This window comes from Flavobacterium sp. LC2016-13 (assembly GCF_009707955.1).
Classification (GTDB): Bacteria; Bacteroidota; Bacteroidia; order Flavobacteriales; family Flavobacteriaceae; genus Flavobacterium.
This window is the reverse complement of record NZ_WMDQ01000002.1, coordinates 464,230-487,384: the sequence shown is the minus strand read 5'-3', so window position 1 is coordinate 487,384 and position 23,155 is coordinate 464,230. Positions and strand designations below refer to the sequence as shown.

27 protein-coding genes are annotated in these 23,155 nt (G+C 32.1%); 14 read left to right on the top strand and 13 right to left on the bottom strand.

Annotation, left to right across the window (positions count from 1 at the left end; genetic code table 11):
- Positions 1-140 precede the first annotated feature (140 nt).
- Positions 141-2,132 (top strand): ATP-binding protein, encoded by a 1,992-nt coding sequence (locus tag GKZ86_RS05965; protein WP_154782188.1) that lies wholly within the window; start codon positions 141-143, stop codon positions 2,130-2,132.
- 50 nt (positions 2,133-2,182) lie between these two features.
- Here the strand turns inward: GKZ86_RS05965 and GKZ86_RS05960 are convergent, their stop codons facing one another.
- Positions 2,183-2,995 carry an oxidoreductase gene (locus tag GKZ86_RS05960; RefSeq protein ID WP_154782187.1) on the bottom strand — a complete coding sequence of 271 codons (813 nt, stop codon included), beginning with the start codon at positions 2,993-2,995 and terminating at the stop codon, positions 2,183-2,185.
- A 223-nt stretch (positions 2,996-3,218) separates the two neighbouring features.
- Here GKZ86_RS05960 and GKZ86_RS05955 point away from each other — a divergent pair, with 223 nt between their 5' ends.
- From GKZ86_RS05955 to GKZ86_RS05940, 4 genes are all read left to right on the top strand, one after another.
- Positions 3,219-3,680 carry a VOC family protein gene (locus tag GKZ86_RS05955; RefSeq protein WP_154782186.1) on the top strand — a complete coding sequence of 154 codons (462 nt, stop codon included), beginning with the start codon at positions 3,219-3,221 and terminating at the stop codon, positions 3,678-3,680.
- Between the two features lie 94 nt (positions 3,681-3,774).
- Positions 3,775-4,353 (top strand): Crp/Fnr family transcriptional regulator, encoded by a 579-nt coding sequence (locus GKZ86_RS05950; protein WP_154782185.1) that lies wholly within the window; start codon positions 3,775-3,777, stop codon positions 4,351-4,353.
- 345 nt (positions 4,354-4,698) lie between these two features.
- The gene (locus tag GKZ86_RS05945) at positions 4,699-4,866 is read left to right on the top strand and encodes a hypothetical protein (protein ID WP_154782184.1); all 168 of its coding nucleotides are present in this window, start codon (positions 4,699-4,701) and stop codon (positions 4,864-4,866) included.
- A 163-nt stretch (positions 4,867-5,029) separates the two neighbouring features.
- On the top strand, positions 5,030-6,271 hold the full coding sequence (locus GKZ86_RS05940) for an IS1595 family transposase (RefSeq protein WP_228526540.1): 1,242 nt from the start codon (positions 5,030-5,032) through the stop codon (positions 6,269-6,271).
- A 36-nt stretch (positions 6,272-6,307) separates the two neighbouring features.
- On the opposite strand, the gene GKZ86_RS05935 is transcribed toward GKZ86_RS05940, so the two are convergent.
- The gene (locus GKZ86_RS05935; protein ID WP_154782183.1) at positions 6,308-6,529 is read right to left on the bottom strand and encodes a hypothetical protein; all 222 of its coding nucleotides are present in this window, start codon (positions 6,527-6,529) and stop codon (positions 6,308-6,310) included.
- 22 nt (positions 6,530-6,551) lie between these two features.
- A complete protein-coding gene (locus tag GKZ86_RS05930; protein ID WP_154782182.1) occupies positions 6,552-7,139 on the bottom strand; it encodes a mobilome CxxCx(11)CxxC protein in 588 nt (195 codons plus the stop codon).
- A 193-nt stretch (positions 7,140-7,332) separates the two neighbouring features.
- Between GKZ86_RS05930 and GKZ86_RS05925 the strand changes: the two genes are divergently transcribed.
- Positions 7,333-7,503: a hypothetical protein gene (locus tag GKZ86_RS05925; protein WP_154782181.1), complete on the top strand. Its 171-nt coding sequence runs from the start codon at positions 7,333-7,335 to the stop codon at positions 7,501-7,503.
- On the opposite strand, the gene GKZ86_RS05920 is transcribed toward GKZ86_RS05925, so the two are convergent.
- Together GKZ86_RS05920 and GKZ86_RS05915 are read right to left on the bottom strand one after the other, a co-directional pair.
- The gene (locus GKZ86_RS05920; RefSeq protein WP_154782180.1) at positions 7,504-8,190 is read right to left on the bottom strand and encodes a hypothetical protein; all 687 of its coding nucleotides are present in this window, start codon (positions 8,188-8,190) and stop codon (positions 7,504-7,506) included.
- A gap of 128 nt (positions 8,191-8,318) precedes the next feature.
- The gene (locus tag GKZ86_RS05915) at positions 8,319-8,639 is read right to left on the bottom strand and encodes a hypothetical protein (protein WP_154782179.1); all 321 of its coding nucleotides are present in this window, start codon (positions 8,637-8,639) and stop codon (positions 8,319-8,321) included.
- 421 nt (positions 8,640-9,060) lie between these two features.
- Here GKZ86_RS05915 and GKZ86_RS05910 point away from each other — a divergent pair, with 421 nt between their 5' ends.
- Positions 9,061-9,981 (top strand): hypothetical protein, encoded by a 921-nt coding sequence (locus GKZ86_RS05910; protein WP_154782178.1) that lies wholly within the window; start codon positions 9,061-9,063, stop codon positions 9,979-9,981.
- A 49-nt stretch (positions 9,982-10,030) separates the two neighbouring features.
- On the opposite strand, the gene GKZ86_RS05905 is transcribed toward GKZ86_RS05910, so the two are convergent.
- The 5 genes from GKZ86_RS05905 to GKZ86_RS05885 all read right to left on the bottom strand — a co-directional run bounded on the left by GKZ86_RS05905 (position 10,031) and on the right by GKZ86_RS05885 (position 13,932).
- Positions 10,031-10,231: a hypothetical protein gene (locus GKZ86_RS05905; protein WP_154782177.1), complete on the bottom strand. Its 201-nt coding sequence runs from the start codon at positions 10,229-10,231 to the stop codon at positions 10,031-10,033.
- 32 nt (positions 10,232-10,263) lie between these two features.
- A complete protein-coding gene (locus GKZ86_RS05900) occupies positions 10,264-11,220 on the bottom strand; it encodes a hypothetical protein (protein ID WP_154782176.1) in 957 nt (318 codons plus the stop codon).
- A 147-nt stretch (positions 11,221-11,367) separates the two neighbouring features.
- Entirely contained in the window at positions 11,368-11,508 is a 141-nt protein-coding gene (locus tag GKZ86_RS05895) for a hypothetical protein (RefSeq protein WP_154782175.1), read from the bottom strand.
- Positions 11,509-11,619: 111 nt separating this feature from the next.
- Entirely contained in the window at positions 11,620-12,795 is a 1,176-nt protein-coding gene (locus GKZ86_RS05890) for an IS3 family transposase (RefSeq protein ID WP_154782174.1), read from the bottom strand.
- Positions 12,796-12,813: 18 nt separating this feature from the next.
- Positions 12,814-13,932: an IS3 family transposase gene (locus GKZ86_RS05885; protein ID WP_154782173.1), complete on the bottom strand. Its 1,119-nt coding sequence runs from the start codon at positions 13,930-13,932 to the stop codon at positions 12,814-12,816.
- Between the two features lie 510 nt (positions 13,933-14,442).
- Here GKZ86_RS05885 and GKZ86_RS05880 point away from each other — a divergent pair.
- The 4 genes from GKZ86_RS05880 (at position 14,443) to GKZ86_RS05865 (ending at position 17,670) form a co-directional block, all read left to right on the top strand.
- The gene (locus GKZ86_RS05880; protein ID WP_154782172.1) at positions 14,443-15,300 is read left to right on the top strand and encodes an SDR family oxidoreductase; all 858 of its coding nucleotides are present in this window, start codon (positions 14,443-14,445) and stop codon (positions 15,298-15,300) included.
- A 63-nt stretch (positions 15,301-15,363) separates the two neighbouring features.
- Positions 15,364-15,999, top strand: coding sequence for a nitroreductase family protein (locus GKZ86_RS05875; protein ID WP_154782171.1), 636 nt, complete (start codon positions 15,364-15,366; stop codon positions 15,997-15,999).
- Between the two features lie 8 nt (positions 16,000-16,007).
- The gene (locus GKZ86_RS05870; RefSeq protein ID WP_154782170.1) at positions 16,008-16,994 is read left to right on the top strand and encodes a VOC family protein; all 987 of its coding nucleotides are present in this window, start codon (positions 16,008-16,010) and stop codon (positions 16,992-16,994) included.
- A 94-nt stretch (positions 16,995-17,088) separates the two neighbouring features.
- Positions 17,089-17,670, top strand: coding sequence for a Crp/Fnr family transcriptional regulator (locus GKZ86_RS05865; RefSeq protein WP_154782169.1), 582 nt, complete (start codon positions 17,089-17,091; stop codon positions 17,668-17,670).
- Between the two features lie 215 nt (positions 17,671-17,885).
- Here the strand turns inward: GKZ86_RS05865 and GKZ86_RS05860 are convergent, their stop codons facing one another.
- Positions 17,886-18,383, bottom strand: a complete 498-nt coding sequence (locus tag GKZ86_RS05860) for a DinB family protein (protein ID WP_154782168.1) — start codon at positions 18,381-18,383, stop codon at positions 17,886-17,888.
- 162 nt (positions 18,384-18,545) lie between these two features.
- Here GKZ86_RS05860 and GKZ86_RS05855 point away from each other — a divergent pair, with 162 nt between their 5' ends.
- From GKZ86_RS05855 to GKZ86_RS05845, 3 genes are all read left to right on the top strand, one after another.
- The gene (locus tag GKZ86_RS05855; protein ID WP_154782167.1) at positions 18,546-19,154 is read left to right on the top strand and encodes a Crp/Fnr family transcriptional regulator; all 609 of its coding nucleotides are present in this window, start codon (positions 18,546-18,548) and stop codon (positions 19,152-19,154) included.
- A gap of 116 nt (positions 19,155-19,270) precedes the next feature.
- Complete coding sequence (locus GKZ86_RS05850) at positions 19,271-19,870, top strand: NADPH-dependent F420 reductase (protein WP_154782166.1); 600 nt, start codon at positions 19,271-19,273, stop codon at positions 19,868-19,870.
- Positions 19,871-19,913: 43 nt separating this feature from the next.
- Positions 19,914-20,660, top strand: a complete 747-nt coding sequence (locus GKZ86_RS05845; protein ID WP_154782165.1) for an SDR family oxidoreductase — start codon at positions 19,914-19,916, stop codon at positions 20,658-20,660.
- 94 nt (positions 20,661-20,754) lie between these two features.
- Here GKZ86_RS05845 and GKZ86_RS05840 read toward each other — a convergent pair whose 3' ends face one another.
- Positions 20,755-21,333, bottom strand: a complete 579-nt coding sequence (locus tag GKZ86_RS05840) for a Crp/Fnr family transcriptional regulator (RefSeq protein ID WP_154782164.1) — start codon at positions 21,331-21,333, stop codon at positions 20,755-20,757.
- 71 nt (positions 21,334-21,404) lie between these two features.
- Entirely contained in the window at positions 21,405-23,039 is a 1,635-nt protein-coding gene (locus GKZ86_RS05835) for an NADP-dependent glyceraldehyde-3-phosphate dehydrogenase (RefSeq protein ID WP_154782163.1), read from the bottom strand.
- Positions 23,040-23,155: the final 116 nt, after the last annotated feature.

Sequence of the window (23,155 nt, the reverse complement as noted above, 5' to 3'; positions counted from 1 at the left end):
TTTTATCATTTTGATTTAAGATTGTCAATAAAATCTTCTAATTTAATCTCCATCCAGACAGCTCTAGAATTTAGAAGAAATCTCATTTTGATAAGTTTATTTAATATTATTTATACTTTTGTACTTTACTTTCCTTTAGAATGAATAATCCCCAGCAACCTATACCTCACAACGAGTCAGAACGTTTAGCAGCATTAAGACGTTATAATATACTTGACACACTTCCTGAACATGCTTTTGATGACGCCATTAAACTTGTTTCTTATATATGTGCTGTGCCTATTGCGCACATATCATTTATAGATGAAAACAGACAATGGTTTAAATCTGAAATTGGAATTGGGGTATCTGAAGTACCGCGTGATATTAGTTTCTGTCGCTATACGATTATGCAATCAGAAATGGTTGAAATTGGCGATACACTTTTAAACGAAACATTTAAAGATGATCCTAATGTAGTTGATGGTTTTAAAGTTCGATTTTATGCCGGAGTTCCGCTTACAACACCAGATGGTTATAATATCGGAACCATTTGTGCTATCGATCATGTTTCGAAAGAACTTGATGAAAACCAGCGAAATGCACTTTCAATTGTTGCAAAGCATATTATAAACCAATTAGAATTAAGAACAAAAAATACAGACCTGGCAACTCAGAAAAAAATTGCACAGCGCGCTGTATTGGCAAAAGATAGTTTCCTGGCCAATATGAGCCACGAGATCAGAACGCCATTAAATGCTATTATTGGTTTTACGGATCTTCTTGCCCAAACAAGACTGGACGCTATTCAGCGTGATTATATTAATAGTGTACAAATTGCTGAAGAAAACCTGCTTTTGATCGTTAATGATATTCTCGATTTATCGAAAATCGAATCTGGAAATCTAACGATAGATGCACATCCATTTAATTTAAAAAATACGCTTAAACATATCTATGATTTATTAAAGGTAAAAGTTCCTGCAGATGTTGAATTCAATCTCTTTCTGGATGCCGATATGCCGGAATTTGTTATTGGCGATCAGGGAAGATTAAACCAAATACTGGTTAATCTTGCGGGAAATTCCCTAAAATTTACTGAAGAAGGTGAAGTTACTGTTTCTGTAAAAAAGATTGCTGAAACTGATGATGATTATTCACTTAGATTCTCTGTAAAAGATACCGGAATTGGTATACCTGAAAAGAAACTGGAAACTATTTTTGAACGTTTTACTCAAGCAGAAGAAAGTACTACACGTAAATTTGGAGGTACAGGACTTGGACTTAATATTGTAAAACAGTTAATTGAATTGCAGAATTCTGAAATTCATGTAAAAAGCAAACTTGATAACGGTTCAGAATTTTTCTTTGTTCTTACTTATAAAAAAGCCAGTGAATTTGAAGAAGTAAAAATTCCTTTACCCGAATATAATTCGGAGAAATTTAAAATATTACTTTGTGAAGATAATGTTTTAAACCAAAAATTGGTAAAAAGCGTTATCTACAACTTTGGTTTTGAGTTGGATATTGCCGAAAATGGTGAAGAAGGAATTCATTTATTATCAAAAAACAAATATGATTTAATACTAATGGATCTTCAGATGCCTGTAAAAGACGGGTACCAAACTACGCAGTACATTAGAAATGAAATGAAGTTAAATATTCCTATTATTGCGATGACAGCGCACTCTTTGGTGGGTGAACAAGAGCGTTGTTATAAGGAAGGAATGAATGGTTACGTGCCAAAACCGTTTAAACAGGCTGTACTTTTAGAAGCAATAAAAACGGTAATGAATAAAGATATTCCTCTTGTTCAAAAACGAAATATAGATTTTTCTTTTATAGATGAGGTTTCCTGCGGTGATCCTAACTTTCGACAAGATATGATCGATTTGTTTTTAGAAAAAATCCCGAATGAAGTAAAGCAATTAGAAGAAGCAGTTCATAAAAATGATGTTGATACCGCTAAAAAACTTTCGCATACTATGAAATCCAGTTTGGATATATTTATGCTGAAGGATCTTAGCAATTATGTATCTGTTATTGAGAAAGAAGCCAATCTGAAACAATTTACCACCGAAACCATTGGTAAAATAAATATCTTACGTACCGAAATTGTTGAAATCATTACGATTTTAAAGGATGTTAAATAGCTGTAAACAATTAACAATTATCAATTGATAATTGTTAATTGTTTAATTGTTTATTTCATCGCACTCATAGTCACTTTATCAAACATTTTATCAGACAAAATTTTTCGCATAAAAAGAGCTGGTCCGGCCAAATAACCTCCATGATAACGTGTTTTCGGTTTGTTTGCTTTTAAAGCTTTCAAAATTAATTCTGCAATAATTATTGGGCCTGGATTCTTTTTTTCAATATTGGCAAACGTCTTCATCAGTTTATTAACCGTTGCCCCATAAGCGCCATGACCGGAAGTTTTAACCATACTGTCAAATGCAATCCCCGACCATTCAGATTGTATTCCGCCCGGTTCAATTACAACAACATCAATTCCAAATGGTTTAACTTCATTACGTAAACTGTCACTCAAACCTTCAATTGCAAATTTACTGGCATGATACCAGCCGCCAAAAGGACTCGCAATCTTGCCGCCAATCGATGATATATTCACAATTTTTCCCCACTTATTTTCTCTCATATACGGAAGACATAATTGAATTAATCGTGCTGCACCAAATACATTTACCTCTAACTGATACTTTGCTGTCTCCATAGAAACGTCTTCAATTGCGCCATAAGAACCAAAACCGGCATTATTTATCAAAACATCAATTCTTCCTTCATTTGTAATAATGGTATTGATGCCGTTCAGCATCGATGCATCATTTGTAACGTCCATTTCAATACATTTTATACCTAGCTGAGCCAGATCCTTCATTTTATCTACTCGTCTGGCAGCACCATAAACGATATAATTATTTGCTGCTAAATGTTTTGCCGTTTCTTTACCAATACCTGCAGATGCACCTGTAACCAATACTACTCTTTGCATAATTCTTTTTATTAAGTGGTTGTTTTATAAAGGCAAAATTAGACCGAATTAAAACTAGTCGCTTTAGTCAAAAGCTCAATTTACTTTGTTTAAAAGATCAAATATCCTTGATCTATATCAATACATTTCATATCAAATGTCAATGTTTTAAAATAAGATTTGTTTGAAATTTGTATCATAAAAATACATTACAAAAAATACAAACTTTTAAAATCCTCTAAACATGCAAAATACAGCAATAAATAAAACAGGGCTTGCCTCCTTCTCACTTTACAATATAGCCTTTACGGTTTCAAATATCGATCAGTCTATTAAATGGTACTCTGATATATTTGATTTCAAATTAGTCAGCCGTACTACATTTGCCATTCCATCAGGATCTGCAGAAGCGGCTATTTTGGAAGCCGGCGGAATGCGTATCGAACTTTTGAATATTCCGAATCCCGAAAGAATCGAAGCTTTATTTGCCGATGCCCCGCTCCACTTAATTCCGCTTGGCAATAAATCAATTGTTTTGCAAGTTGAAGATCTGGCGGTTGCTACAAAAGAACTTGAAGAAAAAGGAGTTAGTTTTGTCTGGAAAGAACAATATCTTGCAGGTGATAAAATGTTATGTACTATGATTACAGATGTTGACGGAAATAAAATAAACATTTTTCAGACCAATACTATTATCGGAAACTAACAATCATAACATCATAATTTAAGGCCGGAATTAATCACTAATTCCGGCCTTTTTATTTCATTTAAGCCGTTTATAAATACTATATCTTTGTAATATGTTTAGTGTATTAAAAAAATATATCGAAAGTAAAGCGACTTTGTCTGATGACGAATGGGCGTTTATAGAATCTGTCAGTACCGTTAAAAAATTCCGCAAATACCAACTTTTATTAAAAGAAGGTGATGTTTGGAATTTTCACGCTTTTATTTGCGACGGCTGCGTCAGACGTTATTCTGTAGATGCTGATAATGTTGAACATACGATTCAGTTTTCTATAGAAAATTGGTGGACAGGCGATCGCGACAGTTTATTAAACGAAACACCTTCGAAACTAAATATCGAAGCCATCGAAAACACTACTGTACTTTTAATACATAAAGACGATTTCGATAAAATCTGCGAAAAAATTCCAACCTTTAGTTCTATCATAAGCAGCATACTTCAAAAAAGTATGAATACCACGCAAAAAAGAATTCAGGCCGATATTAGTTATACTGCGGAAGAAAAATACCTTCATTTTCTTGAATTTTATCCACAACTCGCCAATCGCGTACCGAGGCATATGTTAGCCTCATATTTAGGCGTTACCCCTGAAACCTTAAGCAGAATAAGGAAATTAGCTTATAAAAAATAAAACAATACGTCCCGTTCTTCCATTCTCTTGACAAATGTCAAGATTTTTTGTAATAAACATCAATGGCTTCACTAGTGTTCCTGGCGCAACTTTGTACTATAAATATTTCACTAATTAAAATATGATAATAATATACACAGGTTACCAACTACGAATATCTTAAAAATATAAGATTGGTTTGGTTTGTTTTTAGTATATATTCTAACTCAAAAATACTCAAAATATCATTTAACTAACATTTAAAAGCCAGTTCATTTCGAACTGGCTTTTTCAAACTTTCCAAAAGTGATTTAATCTTTTTGACAATGTTGTTGAATTCAAATATTAACTGTAAAAATATTTGATATGCAAAATTTAAATTTCTACAACTGCCAAGTAACAGTTGTAATCATTTCAGAAGCTGAAAATGACAATTCTCAAAGCGAAACCAACAAATTGCTTTCATCAATTTTATGGGATTTGATTCCTGTCATATCAATTGGATTAGAATTCATTGATGTTTTCATAAAGTAATTGTTTTTCAAAAACCTTATCTATTACCAGTAGGTAAGGTTTTCTATTATAAGAAATTAAACAATATCATTGATTTACCTCCTCGATTTTCAAAACTTTTCAAATTAAATTCATTTCATTTTTCAAACATTGTTGAATTCGTCATAATTCTAACTCAAAAATTATGACTGACATCAAATATGACTTTAAATCTTGCTATGAAACATATGATTTCTCACAGTTTGACTATGATGACTTAATACATGATTACGAGTCAAATTCTTTACAAGAAAGTGTTGAAGATATTTTAAATGCTCTACTAGTTCAATGCGAGATAGAACATCCAAAACCCTCCTTTGTTAGGTTTCCTGACCCTACAAAATTGTTAACAACTCGTCTAAATAAAGTACGAAAAACCTTACCAATTACGCCAAAAAGTATTATTTTTAATAAAACAAATATGAGCAAACATATTGATATTGAACTTGATACTGCACAGATTTTTAAATCTGTATACGACATGGGAAAGGTATTAAACACCGATAAAGCTTGTCGAGAACACCTAGAAAAATTGCGTTGGAATGGAGAACCAATTTGTCCACATTGTGGAAGCCAACGTGATAGTCATTATCGAATCAAAAAGAGAGGATATGACAACGGTTATTACAAATGTAAAGATTGTAGATCACCATTTAGTGTAACAATAGGAACAATCTTTGAAAAATCAACTATTCCTTTGGAAAAATGGTTCAGAGCTGTTTATTTATTTACCTCAAATAAGAAAGGTGTAAGTAGCTATCAATTAATGAGAGAAATTGGAGTTACACAGAAAAGTGCTTGGTTTATGCTAAGTAGGCTTCGAAATTCGGTTCGTACAAGAGTTGATTTTGAATTTGACGGAATAACTCAAGTTGATGAAACCTACGTCGGAGGGAAAAATAAAAATCGCAGTAAAGGTAAAAAGATTGCTAATACACAAGGTAGAAGTACCAAAACTAAAACACCTGTATTTGGAATGCTTAACAATGGAATTGTTTATACGAAAGTAGTTGAGAATACAGAAGGAATAACTCTCAAAGGTATCATCAATGGAAAAGTTAAAAAAGGTTCTACTATTGTTAGTGATGGATGGAGAGGATATCGTGGATTGGAAAAACATTATAGTCATAAAGTTATCCAGCATAATTTAGGATTATTCAAGGTCGGCTCATATCATACGAATGGAATCGAAGGATTTTGGGGATTATTAAAAAGAGGTATTATTGGAATATATCACTTCACAAGTGATAAACATCTACATCGATACTGTGATGAATTTGCATATAGATATAACATACGTACTTTAAGTACGGGGGAACAATTTAACCTTACATTGATCAATTCTGATGAAAGGTTAAGTTATAAGGAGTTGATAGCAAAGGTTTAATAATAGAAATCCCAATCTAATGATTGGGATTGACTATTAACCTCTTCCACAACATTTACAATTATTATTGTTTGTTGGCCCTAAGTTTGCAGACATTTTGACTGAAATCTCTCTTTTCTTACTTAGGTTGGTATATTCATTTGTCAAAACTCCCGAAATGATTAAATCATCAATTTCTTTTTTTAACTCAATTTTTTCTGAAGTAGATAATTCTAGAAATCCATTAAGTACCCTAAGTACATTTTTGTTATTAGTCATATTATAAATTGTTAGTTAAATATTAAAAATCACCACATACGCCACAGTTAGTTGGTTTCATATCAACTGGTTTTATGCCACATCCAGCACATGTACGTTGAAAATTTCTTAAAGAATATCTCATACCTTCTCTTTTTTGCTTATCAGATAATCGATATTTAGTATCATTGGTATTTCTAATTTGATACTTCACATCAATGAGGTCTTTTTTTAATTTTAATTCATTTTTGCTTTCTGGAGGATATCTAGCTAAATTATTATAATCATTTGATAGTTGAGAATTATCGTTGGTTGATTCGAGATAATAAGAGTAAGAATCATCCCATTTATTACTGAGAGATAGGACTGATAAAATAAGTTGCATTAATGAAATAGGCGCAGCAAAAAACAATATCACTTTTAATGCTTCAGTAGAAATGTTGTAGGACGTTACAATACCCCCAATCACAACGGGAACTATTATACCTAGAAAATTATTTGTTTTTAAAAGCCAACCAATTTTTTGACTCTTTTTCGAATAGATATATGCTGTTCCAAAAGAATGTAGCGCATCGTTCCAGCAATCTTGTCTTAAACTATTATACTCTTCAATTTGATTTTCAGTATTCATAAATTAATTATATCTGATAATTTTAAGATTTACTCAGCGTAAATCATTCAAATATAATAAAACGGAAACTAATTTTATGCTGAATATTTTGACAAGAGCTTAATTATAGACAAACGGAAAATAAACTCGACAAAATGCATCATTTTAACAAAAGTATTTTTTAAATCCTTATATATATTATAAACTCTATCTTATGAAACCACTTGCAAAACATATGGAAGAATCGCTAAATAAAAAAACAGTAAAAGAAGTTTTCGAAGAGAAGCCTATAGAAGAAGATTTATCCACCCTAATGATGACAAGTCCTGCAAAGGAGGGTGGTATTATGAAAGGTACTTTGAAGAATGAGGAAGAAAAGAAATAATTAAAGTCCTTCTATTCTGATTTCTTTACAGTATGGTAAATTTTGCTTCCATATCTCAGGATTCAATTGAGGACCTCCTTCTTTCAATAATGTATAACTATTATTCGGTTCTATTTTAAATAGTTTATAGCTATATGTGTATCTGCTGGTCGCAACATCGTACAAATTTATACAGTATTGAATAGTTGTAATGTGTCTTGCACTTAGTTGAAATACATAAAATAATGATCGTGTTTCCTTTCGAAATGCATAATTCAATGGAGATATTTTTCCTGGTTTTAAATTGTGATTTTCGAATATGATAGCGTTGTTAGCTAAGAAACAAGCTCTGTTAACAATCACTTCGTTTGCAGATTCATTTATTCCACAATTTTTTAACTGAGTGTAATTTATACCTGATAACTCACTATCATAAATCGGGTATTTAGAAGTATTTTCTAAAAATACGTTAAAAGTATTTTGATTCGGATTCTCACCTAATAAAACTACTGCATAACCGTCACCCAGAGCATATTTAAGTGTTTCATTTTGATAATATTCTGTTTTCACTTTTTGATTTGATAATTCATCATCGGATACAACACTTTGATAATATTGATAAAGAGAATAAACTGTTGCAGAGGCTCCAGCTGAAAAAATAACAAAGAACCAAAACCAATTCCAAGCAGAAAAAAGATCAATTTTCATATACATTAAATTTCGATAAATATACAGACTTGATATTAAATCTTTACAAGTATAAATACTGGTTTTATATACATTTATCGAAATAAAAACTTTAAAGAAACTTACTAAATTAATATAAAATAACTCCTTTATCCATGGCTTAAAACGAATTGAATTTGTCTTATTAAATTTTGAGTTGATATTGATTCAACAAATTGTACAAAACGAGAAATATCAAATAATGCTGTTTTAGAAGAAATTAATTCAGTTGAAAGAAATGAAATTTCCATTTGATTGTTAATATATTCTATTTCAATTGAAAAGTTTACATTTTGATATTTTACTGCATATTTAACATTATTTGGTTTTACTGAATTAGTAATAGGTACTATTGTAAATAGATCTTTCTGAATATATCCCTTAATGTGATTGTCCGCACTAGTCTTAATAAGATTATAAATAGAATTCATTAGTTTCCTTTTAAAGTAAGGAATAAAGGTACTCAAAAATTTATACAGACGAAGTTTGAACATGATATAGATGTTTTAAATTATTTATAATATAACATCTATCATAAGTAAAATCAGAACTATTCTGTTCATAAACAATCAAAACATTGTGTAACTTTCATTGTCCCACGTCATCCTTTTTAATTATTTTTGTAATGTAAAAATATTCGTGCTTAATTACGTTATTGCTAAATCCGAATTACCACCCTGAGGCTCAACAGCTTCTCGATTTAACAAGCAAATAATGTATGTGAAGTGCGCCGTCATGGCGTGGCTTTGCATCATTGCTTGTTTAAGGGTGTGGTAATCCTGGATTTAGCTTGGTGTAAATGTCCACGCTTATTTTTTGCAATAAACATTTATAAATCCTAATTACCACACAATGAAAAAGCACTATCAAAAGTACTGCATGCATTTCGCGTACGCCATTATTTCCACTTCAACATTTTTATTTACTACACGGGCAGTAGGCCAAGAAAACAATTCTCTATCGATTTCAGGAAATGTATATAAATACATGAAAGATAAAGACTTTAAATTATGGTCTCTTCTACATGACACTATTATCGAGACTAAAAGACCGGTACTATTTCTAAGCAATGAGATTCCAAGTGACAATCAAATCATTGGCTCTTATTCGAAGACACCTAATCAATATCGTTACGCTAGAAGAGACGACCGTCGAGGAAATTATATTGAAAATGAGTTGGTTGATACATCGAATGAATATAATAATGATGGTGGTTTATCTGAAATCGTTTACAGTATTTATAAAAATGATTCTTCTGGTAAATTATATGTAATGAAGGAAGAAAATTTAAAATCTATTATGGCTTTCATTCAAACGCAAGAACTAATAAAGATTGTAGAGAAACAAGGGTACAAGGTGTATGAAACAAAGGAAGCTTACTACGAAAACTATTATTACATCAAATCTAAAACCTGTGAGGTTAAATTAGATAATTGGACATATAATGAACTAAAAAATAATCCGTCATACATAACTTCACTAGACAATTATCAAATCAAGCTCAAATCACTAGTTCAACAGACTATTCCACATTCTAAAACTCTTGATAAATATTTAGGATTATACAGAATTCAGAAAAGTAAATTGTCCACAGGAAACATAAATGCTTGGAAAAATGCAACATCACAAGCACAAAAGCTTAACGATCAAATTTCAAAATTAGGAGAACTATATGCAGGAAATCCTTCTTTTGTGCCATTTGATCCCATGACAAATACTCGAAGACAATTTACAGATAGTTTAGGTGCTTCGAAAGGACTATTAGGGATTTAAGTTTTTATATTTAATAAAAAAGCCAACTCAAATGAGTTGGCTTAATATATTAGCACGGTTTAGTTTTAAATAACTCAGTTTCCTTAAAATTCTTAGGGACATTTATTTTAAGTTTTTTGTTTCCTAAGATAGAATCAATTTGTTGTTGTAAAAGCATATTGCTTTGTTTTTTCATTCTATCGACTTCTTTTATCTTATCAGTAAGTTGAGTCCAAGCCGAAGGTTCTATTTGTTTATTTTCTGCTTTCATAACTTATTCGATTTAAAAATTACACAAAAGTATTAAATTATTTTGGATGGTACAATCTTATCTCCTGAAATCCATTGAAAACCAGTTTCTTTATTGATTATAGCAAGTCTTATAAGCCCGCCTACTGTAGGAATTTTTTCTGTATAAACTTGAATGTCCATTATTATTTTAATCAATAAAGATGCCAAATCTACTGCTTCTTGCAAACTTAATTCTCTAAATTTTATGTAAAAAACATCATTTTTTATGATATTTTCTAAAAAGGACATATCTTCTATTTCTGAAATTATTTCTGCTTTTTTAGTAGACTTTGGCTTGCATTTCTTTATAATATATTCTATGAAAAAATCTTTAACATCGATTATGTTTGTATATAAAGAGCCAAAAATCAATCGATCGACAAAACCATCTTGACCATCTGTTATTATCTTTAAATGAGATTTCTCAGAATATGAAACAATCGTATCATCTGCAACATCATAATTGTCTTTGCTAGAAGCTCTCATTCGAATTACAAAAACTTGTGGTTTATTCTTGCCTCTATTAAAATGTGAAAAAACAAAGTCAGTCTCACCGAAATCATTATTTTTTAGATGTTCAAAAACTTCAACTCTTACTTTTGAGCATAAGTCTTTTAATATATCTTCGATATCTCTTGCGTAATAAACACCTTCGTCAGCTTGAATATCAATAGCTATTGATTTTACAATATCTTTAATTTCTTTACCATTTATATATGCTGAACCTGCAGTTGAGATGGCTGAAAATTGATCAAATTGAAATAATTTATCGGCAAAATTTCTGGTATGGGAAGGCCTTTTGTTGAAAAGATCAACGATATCTTCAATTGGTATCGATTTTTTATTCTTGGTTTTACTTAGATAATCCAGAAAAGAATCTCTGTCAATGGATTGATCTAGAGTTGTTACAAACGAATCTGCTACAATAGCTACTCCGTCTTTAGCAATAACTGAAGCGATAAATGTCATAAATAAAATTGAATTTTACTATTAAGAAATTAATTGTTAAACTAATTCAAAACTAATATAGCAAAAAACCGAATAGAAAAAACAAAATATGCTTATTTTGCAATAAATCAGGTATTTATACGTAGTGAAATAATAAAAAAGCCGTCCTTATTCAGACGGTTTTTCTTTTTCTACAGATTCATCCTCATTAACAACTTCTTCTTGATTGTCATTTAGATTCTCTATAACTGTATTTTGTTCTTCTTTAGGACTGAAGCTTTCTTGAATGTGATCTGAAAGTGTTTTCATGATATGTTTGTTTTAATATTATAGTTTATATATAATTAAACAATATTTGGAATGGTGTGTCTGATATTATTACTGTGATACATGCTATTATGAATTTTACATTTGATAAAACTAAACAACAACACCATAAAGGGATTTATTAATATTTTCAAATTCTTCGATTGTTTTAAACCCCAAATATGAATGCCTTCTTTTTTTATTATACCAGTTTTCGATGTATTCAATTACATCTAACTTCATTTGCTTTCTCGTTAAAAGTTTAGTTCCTCTAATTAATTCAGCTTTAAAACAATTGAAAAAGCTTTCCGAAACAGCATTGTCATAATTATTTTGTCTACGACTCATACTTCTTCTAACACACTTGTAAGAGTCTAATGTATCAGTGAAAATTTTATTAGCATATTGAGAACCTCTATCAGAATGGAAGATTAAATCTTTACTGATTTTCCTATTTTTAACTGCCATTTCCCAAGCAGACAAAGTAGTTTGCTTAGTGCTCATTGTGTCACTTAAACTCCATCCTATGATTTTCCTGTCAAATAAATCCATCACAATGGTAAGATATACAAAGCCTCTCATTGTTTGTATATATGTAATGTCCGAAACCCACACTTTAGCAGGCTCACTAACTTTAAACTCTCTATTTAAAACATTTGGAGATACATAATGATTATGATTTGAATCTGTCGTCGGCTTATATTTTCTTTTAGGTCTGCTACGTAGACCTAAAATATTCATATAAATATTTACTTGTGAACTACATAGTATAAATCCTTTCTTTTCAAGTTCTTTAGCAATTTTTGTACATCCATATCTCTGCTTATTTTCATAAAATATGGATGTAATTTCGTCTTTTAATAAATTTATTCGAATTTCTGTGCCTGAAAGTTCTTGTTTTTTCCTTAAATAATATGTGGTTCTAGATACCTGTAATGCGTCACACATTTTTAAAATTGAAAATTTATGTTTATTGTTCTCAATGAATTCCTTAGTCATTACTTTTCCTTGAGCTACATATTTACTGCCACTTTTTAAAATTTCCAATGTAAGTTCCGAATTTTTAATTTTTTTCTCAAGGGTAGTAATTATTGCCTGATCAGGAGTTAATTTCAGGTAACCAGTTCCACAGAAACTTCCTGTTCCAAATTTTTCAAAGTCTTGTCGCCATCTGTTTAAACAACTTGGAGTTATTCCCAGCTCTCTTTCGATATTGACAATTTGACCTTTGCCTCGTTCGTAGCTTAATTTAACTGCATTCTCTTTGAAAGTACGTTCATACGTTTTCATAGGCTAAAGTTTAATAACTTATTGTAGAATCCCCTCTTTTTTGTCATACCAATTTTCAATATATGCAAATACTTTCTCTGTCATCTCTTTGTCCGTTAAAAGCATATTTGAATCTACTAGAGCAGTTTTAATGGATTTAAAAAAGCTTGAAACAGCATTATTGCAATGACTTCCTTTTCGATTCATACTTCGTCTTATATATTTATAAGACTCTAGTTTCTCAGAAAGCATTTTATTGGCATATTGAATGCCTCTATCGGAATGAAATATTAATTTCTTCGTAGTTTTTAGATTGATGACAGCCGATTCCCATGCCGGTACAGTAGTCCCTTTAACGGTTAAAACATTACTTAGACTCCATCCAACAATGTTTTCGTCAAATAAATCCATAATAATTGTAAGGTATAAAGCTCCTGTTACTGTTTGAATATGATTTATATCAGAAAGCCACACCTGACAAGGTGCTTCAATATTCAACGTTGGCTTTAAAAGATTTGGAAAAACATAATGATTATGACGTGCATCAGATGTCCGCTTCCTGTTTCTTCTAATTTTGCTAGTAAGACCTAGTTTTTTCATATAGACAGAAACTTGGGACGTGTTTATTTTAAAACCTCGACTTTGTAATTCTGCAGTAATTTTTTGACCTCCATAGATTTCTTTAAATTCATAAAATATGGACTTTATTTCTTCTTCTAATAAAAGTGTTTGACGTTGTCGTGGTGAAAATACTTGATTTTTCCATTTGCAATATGAGCTGTGAGTTGTACCTAAAAATTTACACATTTTTCTAAGTGGATACTTATCTTTATTACTGTCAATAAAATGATAAATCATTGGCTTGCCTTGAGAAATATATTCACTTCCACTTTTAAAAATCTCAATGTTCAGTTCTGATAATTGAAGCTTTAATTTAAGTATTCTTTTTAGTTCATGTAATCTTTTTTGTTCGGAGTTTCTAAAGTTACCAATTCCGCAAAAACTTTCTGATCCATATTTAAGATATTCTTTTTGCCAATTTATCATTAGTGAGTGTGAAATGTCAAGCTCTTTTGCAACTTTTAAAAGACCTCTCTCAGTACCTAATTGGACTGCTTTTATTTTGAAATTGCGATCGTAAATTTTACGTGTTCCCATATCTTAAATTTCAAATTATACACTTATGTGAATTTAAGAAATATAAATCAAATGGATGAGTATTAAATTGTTGGTTTATTTAATGTGGCGGATAAATACATAAGATATAATGAATTGGATAATTAATTCACGTCATAAATAATAGAAGATGATGGTAAATCATTATCTAAACTTTAACACTAAGTAAGTATAAACTTACTTTTGTTTTTTATATATTTGATAATGTGTTATTTACATGTGCGAATTGAATTATTCAATCATCAAAATTTTATATGCCCATGCAAATAACACAGAAATAAGACTTTAAAAATTAACCTAAGTCCAAACCTGTGATTTTGTGATTTTTATAAGCACTTAAAGAGCAAATATTTCTATTTGCTCTTTTTTATTTTTGTATAAGGAAGTGTTATATATAATTAAACAGGTATATCTTTATATTAAAAACTTCCTCAGTCAGATTAAAAAATAAAGTGGTAACCTGTGTATATTATTATCTAAAATATATACAAAATGTCAAAAACAATCTTTATTACAGGAACAAGTACAGGATTTGGTAAATTAACTGCAATCACACTTTCAAATGCTGGTCATACCGTTATTGCAGGTATGCGCGGAACAAACGGTAAAAACGAAGCCGTTGCAAAAGAATTGGCAGCTTTGCCAAATGTTGAAGTCGTTGATATTGATGTTACAAACGATGAGTCTGTAACAAAAGCATTCGAACAAACTTTAGCCAAACATGGTACAATCGACGTACTTATAAACAATGCCGGAGTTGCCGGATATGGTGTTTGGGAATCATGGACTTTAGACCAGATCAGAAACATGTTTGAAGTTAACTTTTACGGAGTTATTCGTACGTATCAAGCCGTTTTACCAAGTATGCGTAAAGCTAAAAATGGTTTAATTATCAACCTTACTTCTGGCGCTAGCGGACATACTTTATCTTTTATGGGTCCTTATTTAGCTTCTAAATTTGGTGTAGAAAGTATTACAGAAGGAATTCAGGATGAATTAAGCGAATTCGGAATTGAAAACGTAAGTATTCAGCCGGGCGTTTATCCAACAGAAATGAACAACGGTCAAAAATCAGGACTTCAAGCTGATAAAGCAGATATTATTGCCGAATACGGAGAAGAAGCTGCGGCTAAATTCAACGCGCTTGGCGGTGCTTTATTTGGAAAAATGGCGCAATACGATATGAACCCTCAAACTATTGCCGACGGTATTTTGTCTCTTGTAAACATGGAAAAAGGTACTCGTCCGTTACGTTTACCACTTGATGCCATTGCCCAGGGAACAGATCAGGAATTTATTACTGCAAGAGCAGAGATTAAAGCGAAATGGCTTTCTGCTTACAGCAACTAATTCAACTAAAATAAGGCTTTGCAAAACTCGTAAAGCCTTATTAACTCTTCAAAATAAACTACTATGAAATCTATTATAGAAGCACTGAACTGGCGTTATGCAACCAAGAAAATGACAGGCCAGAAAGTTCCTGACGAAATTGTCGAACGCATTATTCAAGCCGCTCATCTTGCACCTTCGGGAATTGGTTTACAGCCTTATGAAATCATTGCGATCAGCAATCAGGAGCTTAAACAACAAATTCTGCCAATCGCCATGAATCAACCGCAAGCCATTGAATCATCCCATTTATTGGTATTTGCAGCCTGGGATAATTATACGCCTGAAAGAATTGATGGTGTTTTTAAACATCTTAACGAACAGCGAAATCAGGAAGAAACCGTAACCGAACGCCAAAAGAATTTCGCCATCAATTACTTTGGGAATTTTACTAAAGAAGAAAATTTCCATCACGCCGCAAAACAGGCACATATTGCACTTGGGCTTTCTGTAGCTGCAGCCGCACTCGAAAAAATTGATGCAACACCAATGGAAGGTTTCAATCCTCCACAACTTGATGAGTTATTAGGATTACCGGAAAAAGGATTAAGAAGTTCCATGCTTTTAGCTTTAGGCTACAGAGACGAAACCAACGATTATAATTTAAAAGTAAAAAAAGTTAGAAAACCAATTTCAGAGTTTCTAACAGAAATAAAATGATAAAACAAATGAAAACAATTTATAAAACAATCTATATGTTAACGCTAACAACAATATTTTCGCAAAATACATCTGCTCAAACTCCTGTAGTTAAAGGCATTGAACACATTGGAATTACAGTTCCTGACATGAAAACGGCTTTGCCATTTTTTAAAGATATTTTAGGTTTTACGCCTGTAACAGAAATTGGCCCTTTTGAACTTGATGATGCCTGGAGAGAAAAATACAAAATTCACTCTGGTGCTCAGGTTGAAAAAATCATATCGTTAAGAGCTGGTGACGGAGCTAATATTGAATTATTTGAATACAAATCACCAAAAGGAAATAAAGAAGTACCTTATGGAGATGATCTTGGCTGGAATCATACTGCTTTTTATACTGATGATATTAATAACAGCGTAAAATATCTTAAATCAAAAGGGATAACCGTTTTGAGTGATCCTAATATAAGTACTGCGGGACCAACTGCAGGCGAATCATGGGTTTATTTTTTAGCGCCTTGGGGAGCGCAGTTTGAACTGGTTTCGTACCCTAACGGAAAAGCGTATGAAAAAGAAAATCCGAAGACTAAATTATGGTCACCAAAACTGGCTGGAGAATCTTTTGCGATTACCAGCGCAACAAAAGTTATGGCTACAACTGAAGTAGAAAAATTACTTCAGTTACATTTGGCAACCTGGGGTGAAAAAAATGTAGAGAAAAGAACCAAAAACTTCAAACTGATTTATACCGAAGATGTGAATATTGTAGATCCGTTTTTTATTTTAAACGGAACTGCAGACTTGAATCCGTTTATTGATGATCTTCAGAAAAAACATCCGGGATTTAAATTCTCTTTGGCAAAACCAATTGAAACACACAATAATATTGCACGCCTTTTCTGGCAGTTTGGCCCAGAAAGCAAACCCGATACAATTACTGGTCAGGATGTTTTTGCGATAGAAAACAACAAAATTAAATCGCTTTACATTTTTATCGACGGATTAAAAAAATAAACATCCAAGTTCTTTTAACTTCAAAATCCCGCTTTATGGCGGGATTTTTTTATTATATATCAAAAAATCGATAATTTTACTCAAACTCATTCTTATGTATCAGGATTTTCTCGATTATTTAAAAACGAAACTTCAAATTTCTGAACCCGAATTTGAATTAATACAGGAATCTCTTATTCATAAAAACATTAAGAGAAGAAAATTTCTGCTGCAGGAAGGTGATATTTGGCGTTATTATGCTTTTGTTTTAAAAGGACTTTTGCGCACGTATAGTGTAGACGATCGCGGCATTGAGCATATTATTGATTTTTCTTTGGAGAATTCCTGGACGGGAGATATGGAAAGTTATTCTTCTGAAATTCCTTCAAATCTAAATATTGATGCTCTCGAAGATTCTGAAGTGGTATTGATTTCGAAAGTAAATTTTGAAAAGCTTTTAGCTGAAATCCCTGATTTTGCAAAATTCATGAAAAAGCTGTTTGAGATTAGTTTTATAGAATCTCAAAATCGGGTTTTGTCGAATATCAGTTTAACATCGGAACAAAAATATACCAATTTCCTTCATAAATTTCAGGATGTACATTCCCGATTTCCGCAACACATGATTGCTTCTTATTTGGGAATTTCTGCAGAAACGCTTAGTCGAATTAGAAATCAAAACACCAAAAAAATATAAATATGCTGTTGTGTGTAATTATTTTAAACACATAGGAACATAGTTTTTCTGTGGGTTAAAAAGGCGTTTCACTTGCATTAATTCACATAGTTCTGCGTGTAAGTCTATGTGTTAAAATCTAGATTTTTTTTAACACCTTAATAAATCATTTTTTAAATCTATGTCTCTATGTGTTTAATAAAAAATTTATATCATAAAAGATATTGATATAAATATTATAATAACAAAACCAATTGTCCTAAATGATAATTTTGATGATTGGTTCTGCTAATTAAAACATTCAGTTTATTTCGGGTTGGATCTTTCTTAAAATCATCTTCACTGACAGAAGCATGTTTTTCTAACCATTGTTCCGGCGACATATTTTCGATATGTTCTAACATAACAGCATTTATCTTTTCCCAATTTTGTTTTAAAACTTCAAAATCTGGAAAAATTTTGCCTGATTTATCGGGTGCAGAAACAAAAACAGCATCGAGTTCAGGATATCTTTTTTTATCAAAACCCAATAACTCAATCATCGTATCGGTTGTAGAAACAAGATGTCCCAAAAGATAAATCCCTCGGTTTCTTTCGGGAGAAATTTCTTTATAGATTTCTTCTTCAGAAAGTTTGATAATTAAATTGTGTAATCTTCTGTTAGATAAAAGCCACGCTCCTACATAAAGTTTGGTTGTTAACAAGAGCGCTTCATCGCTTTTAAAATGTGACATAATACAATCGTTTAATTATTATAAATGTTACAAAGTTCTTGTTTCTAACTTTGGAAAACATTGATATATAATATCAAACAAATTGACTTTAATCAAGGTTTTTAACTCTTGAATTATCTTTTTTTGAAGTAACTTAGCTCATCAAAAAGTCTGTAACCGATTATGAAAAATACTGAGGAAACTCAAAATACTGCCTTCGAATTTTTTAAGACCTATATTAATAGTAAAGTCACTATTTCTGATCATGATTTTGAAAAGATTCGTGAGGTTGGAAAAATTAAAAAACTGCGCAAAAAACAATATTTGCTGCAGGAAGGCGATCTTTGGCAACATTATGCTTTTGTATGTTCCGGCTGCCTGAGAACGTATACCGTAGATGACAAAAGTGCCGAACATATTATAAAATTCTCCATAGAAAACTGGTGGGCTGGCGATCGCGAAGCTTTACTAAATGCAACGCCATCCAAATATAATATTGATGCTCTCGAAGAATCAATTTTGATACTAATTAAAAGAGAAGATATGGATAACTTATTTATTGAGATTCCTGAATTTCTCTCAATGATAAATAATCTTATAAACAGAACCTACATTGCGGCACAAAACAGAGTAAATGATGCCATGACGTTTAGTACAGAAGAACGATACAATCAGTTTATTCAAAAATTTCCCGATATTTTTAATCGCGTTCCCCTGCACATGATTGCTTCTTATTTGGGCGTTTCGGCCGAAAGATTAAGCAGAATCAGAAGTTTATCTGCCAAAAAATAACAAAAGCCTTGACATAAGTCAAGGCTTTTTTGCTTTAAAGGTCATTGGTCTGCCCCTCACTCCTGCTATAACTTTGTCTTATTAAAATCAATATCAACAATATAATAATAAACGATATGAAAATAGGAATTATAGGAGCCGGAGCTATAGGTTTAGCTTTTGCTCAAAGAGCAGCTCAATCCGGACACGAAGTTTTTATCAGCAACAGCCGAGGAGCAGATTCACTAAAAGATGCAGCACAAAGAATAGGTTATAATGTAAAAGCAGTCAGTAAACAAGAAGCTGCAGAAGCTGATATTATCATGCTTTCTATTCCGTGGCAAAAACTGGAAGATTCTGTTAAGGATTTGCCGGATATGACAGGAAAAATTATTCTTGACGCCAACAATCCCATTATTAATCCCGGATTTATTCTTCCTGATTTGGGCAGAAAAACATCAAGCGAAATTGTGGCTTCACTTTTACCGAATGCACATATTGTAAAAGCATTCAATACTTTACAGCCTGCGGTGATTGGTTCAAATGGTAAAAATCAAGAAAGAACTGTCATCTTTTATTCCGGTGATAATTCAAAAGCTAAAAACAGTGTCAAAGTATTTTTAGAAACCTTAAACTTTTCAGGAGTTGATCTCGGAAGTTTGGTTCCCGGCGGCGCAATGCAGCAATTTCCAGGCGGACCACTTTCGGGATTGCATTTATTAAACACTTCAAATTAAATCAATTATACATTAATAGAATTCATAAATTAAAAATTAGATCATGGAAAAATTAGCAAACAAAGTAGCATTAGTAACTGGTGGAAGTCGTGGAATTGGTGCTGCAATCGTAAAAAAATTGGCTGCAGAGGGAGCTGCTGTAGCCTTTACTTATGTAAGTTCTGAAGAAAAAGCACAGGCATTAGCCAATGAAATTATAAATAACGACGGAAAAGCATTTGCAATAAAAGCAAACAGCGGAGATCCTGTTTCTGTTAAAAATACTGTAGACCAAACAGCTGAAAAATTTGGAAAATTAGACATTTTAGTAAACAGCGCGGGAGTTTCTGTTTATAGTGTAGTTGATAATGCTGATGAAACACTGGATGCTTTAAAAGAATTACACGCTGTAAATACGGCAGGTGTTGCTGCAGGCGTAAGAGCTGCAACCAAATATTTAGGCGAAGGCGGACGTATCATCAATATTGGTTCTACTTTTGCAGATCGTTTACCTTTTGCAGGTTTTGCAGATTATGCGGCTTCAAAAGCTGCTCTTGCGGCTTATTCAAGAGGCTGGGCTTGGGATTTAGGAAAAAAAGGAATTACGGTAAACACCATTCATCCCGGGCCAACAGCGACCGATATGAACCCTGATAATACAGATTTTTCAGAAGTTGTAAAAGCAAGTGTAGCATTAGGACGTTATGCTGATCCTTCTGAAATTGCAAATGTAGTAGCATTCATTGCAAGTCCCGAAGCTTCTTTTGTTACCGGAACAACCATTACAGTTGATGGCGGACAAAACGCATAATTCAATTTTATAAAAATAAAAAAGGGTAGAAAACATTGTTTTCTACCCTTTTTTAGTATTCCGTATTTCTAATTAACAATTCATAATTATCAACTCATTTCTTCAAACTCTGCTTTCTAATCCTGCTTAAAGTTTCAGGCGTTATTCCTAAATAAGAAGCGACCATGTGCTGCGGAACTCTTAAAGCAATATGAGCCTGTTTTTCCATAAAGTTTTTATACTTTTCTTCGGCAGAATGGCTTATACTGCTGTTAATTCGGTTTTGACTTGCAACAAAACTTCTTTCAATAATTAGGTTCACCAAATCCTGAAATTGAGGAATGCTTTTGGTAAGTATTGCAAAATTATCTTTGCTTATCAATAATACTTCGCTGTCTTCGATTGCATCGATATTAAAACGTGAAGGCGTTCCGTTAAGAAGGCTTTCCCTGTCTCCTATCCACCAATTTTCAATGGCAAAATTAATGATATGCTCGTTCGATTTATCATTTACACTATACGTTCGCAAACAGCCTTTTGTAATAAAAGCATTAAAACGCCAAATATCGCCTTCCTGAAGCAGGTATTGATTTTTTCTCAATTTGCGTACAACGGTAACTTCCCGAATCATTTCTAATTCTTCATCACTTAATTGTATCTGATTCAGTAAATATTTGGCAAAAACTTCAAACATATCGTGGGTATAAAACTTTAAAAAGCTAATTTTTCTAGCTTAACAAAGATAATACAATTGCTCGCTTTCCCTTAAAATATATAATCTGTACTTAAAAAATTAGAATCATGATCTCTTACAATCGAGTTAAACAATTTTTTATTGGCATCTGTAGCTTTAGTGGCAACGAGCGAACGAATTGAAAAAGAACGTAATGCATCTGAAATCGATAAAGTTCCTTCTGCGCTGTCTTTTCTTCCGGTAAACGGAAAAACGTCCGGTCCACGTTGTGATTGGCAATTAATATTTACACGGCTTACCAAATTCACAAACGGATCAATTAAACTGGCTACTTCTCTCGGATCTTCACTAAAAATACTTACCTGCATTCCATGCGAAGCATTAATTTGATAATCAATTGGTTCATCGATAGAATCAAAAGGAACAACCGGAATAATTGGACCAAATTGTTCTTCGTGATATAATTTCATTTTATCATTTACTGGATAAACAACAGACGGAAAAACGAATGAATTATTAGTATATCCTCCGTTTTCGTTTATAATTTTTGCTCCGTTTGCCAAAGCATCATCCAGACAATTTTTAAGATAAGCCGGTTTATCAAATTCCGGAAGCGGTGTAATTTTCACATCTTTATCCCACGGAAGTCCCGGTTTTAAGGCTGCAACAGCTTCGCTTAATTTTTGAACAAATTCATCGGCAATCTCTTTCTGCACAAAAATTAATTTTAATGCCGTACAGCGTTGCCCGTTAAACGATAATGAACCAAGTAAACATTCACTTACAGCAACATTTATATCGGCATGTTTGGTTACAATGGCCGCATTTTTTGCATCAAGACTTAAAATAGAACGTAATCTGTTGGCTTTTGGATGCAGTTTTTTTAATCCATTTGCGACATTACTTGACCCAATAAAAGCCAATACATTTACTTTTCCGCTTTCCATTAATGGAGAAATAATTTCTGCGCCTCTTCCGTAAAGTGTATTTACCGTTCCCGGAGGAAATGCTTCCTTAAAGGCATTCAATAACGGATAATGCGCTAAAACACCATGTTTTGGAAGTTTAAATAAAATGGTATTTCCCATTATTAAGGCCGGAATCAGCGTGGTAAAAATTTCATTTAAAGGATAATTAAATGGTCCCATACTCAAAACAACACCAAGAGAAGATCGTCTGATTTGAGCCAAAACGCCTTCTGCTTCTTCAAATCGTGAAGATTGTCTGTCTAAATCTTTTAAGGCATCAATTGTGGCATTGATATATTCTACAGTTCGGTCAAATTCTTTGGTAGAATCAGGAAGACTTTTTCCAATTTCCCACATCAAAAGTTTAATAACTAATTCACGTTGCTGAATCATTAAATACACAAATTTCTGCATGCATTTAATTCTGTCTTCAACGCTCATTGTTGGCCAAACTCCTTGCCCGTCGTCGTAAGCTGCAACAGCTGCTTCTAACGATTCTAATGCTTCTTTTGCAGAAGTATGCGGAATTGTTCCAACCAGTTTACGTTTAAGTCCGTCAGCACCATTCACAAAAACGGGAGAAAAAACCTCTGTAACGTCTCCGTTCCACGGAACTAATTTACCGTTTAAGAGATATTCTCTTTGATGGATTTCTGAAATCTGATATTCTTGGGGGATACTATTTTCATCTAAAAACAAACTATCAATAGCAGTTAAAGATGCTTTTACATTTTCCATATTTATATATTTATCGGTTATTAACGAATTATATTAAAAAAAAATTAGACAGCCTTTTACCTCTTTTTATAAAGCTTTTTTTGAGTTCTATAAAAGACTATTAAAGACAATAATTA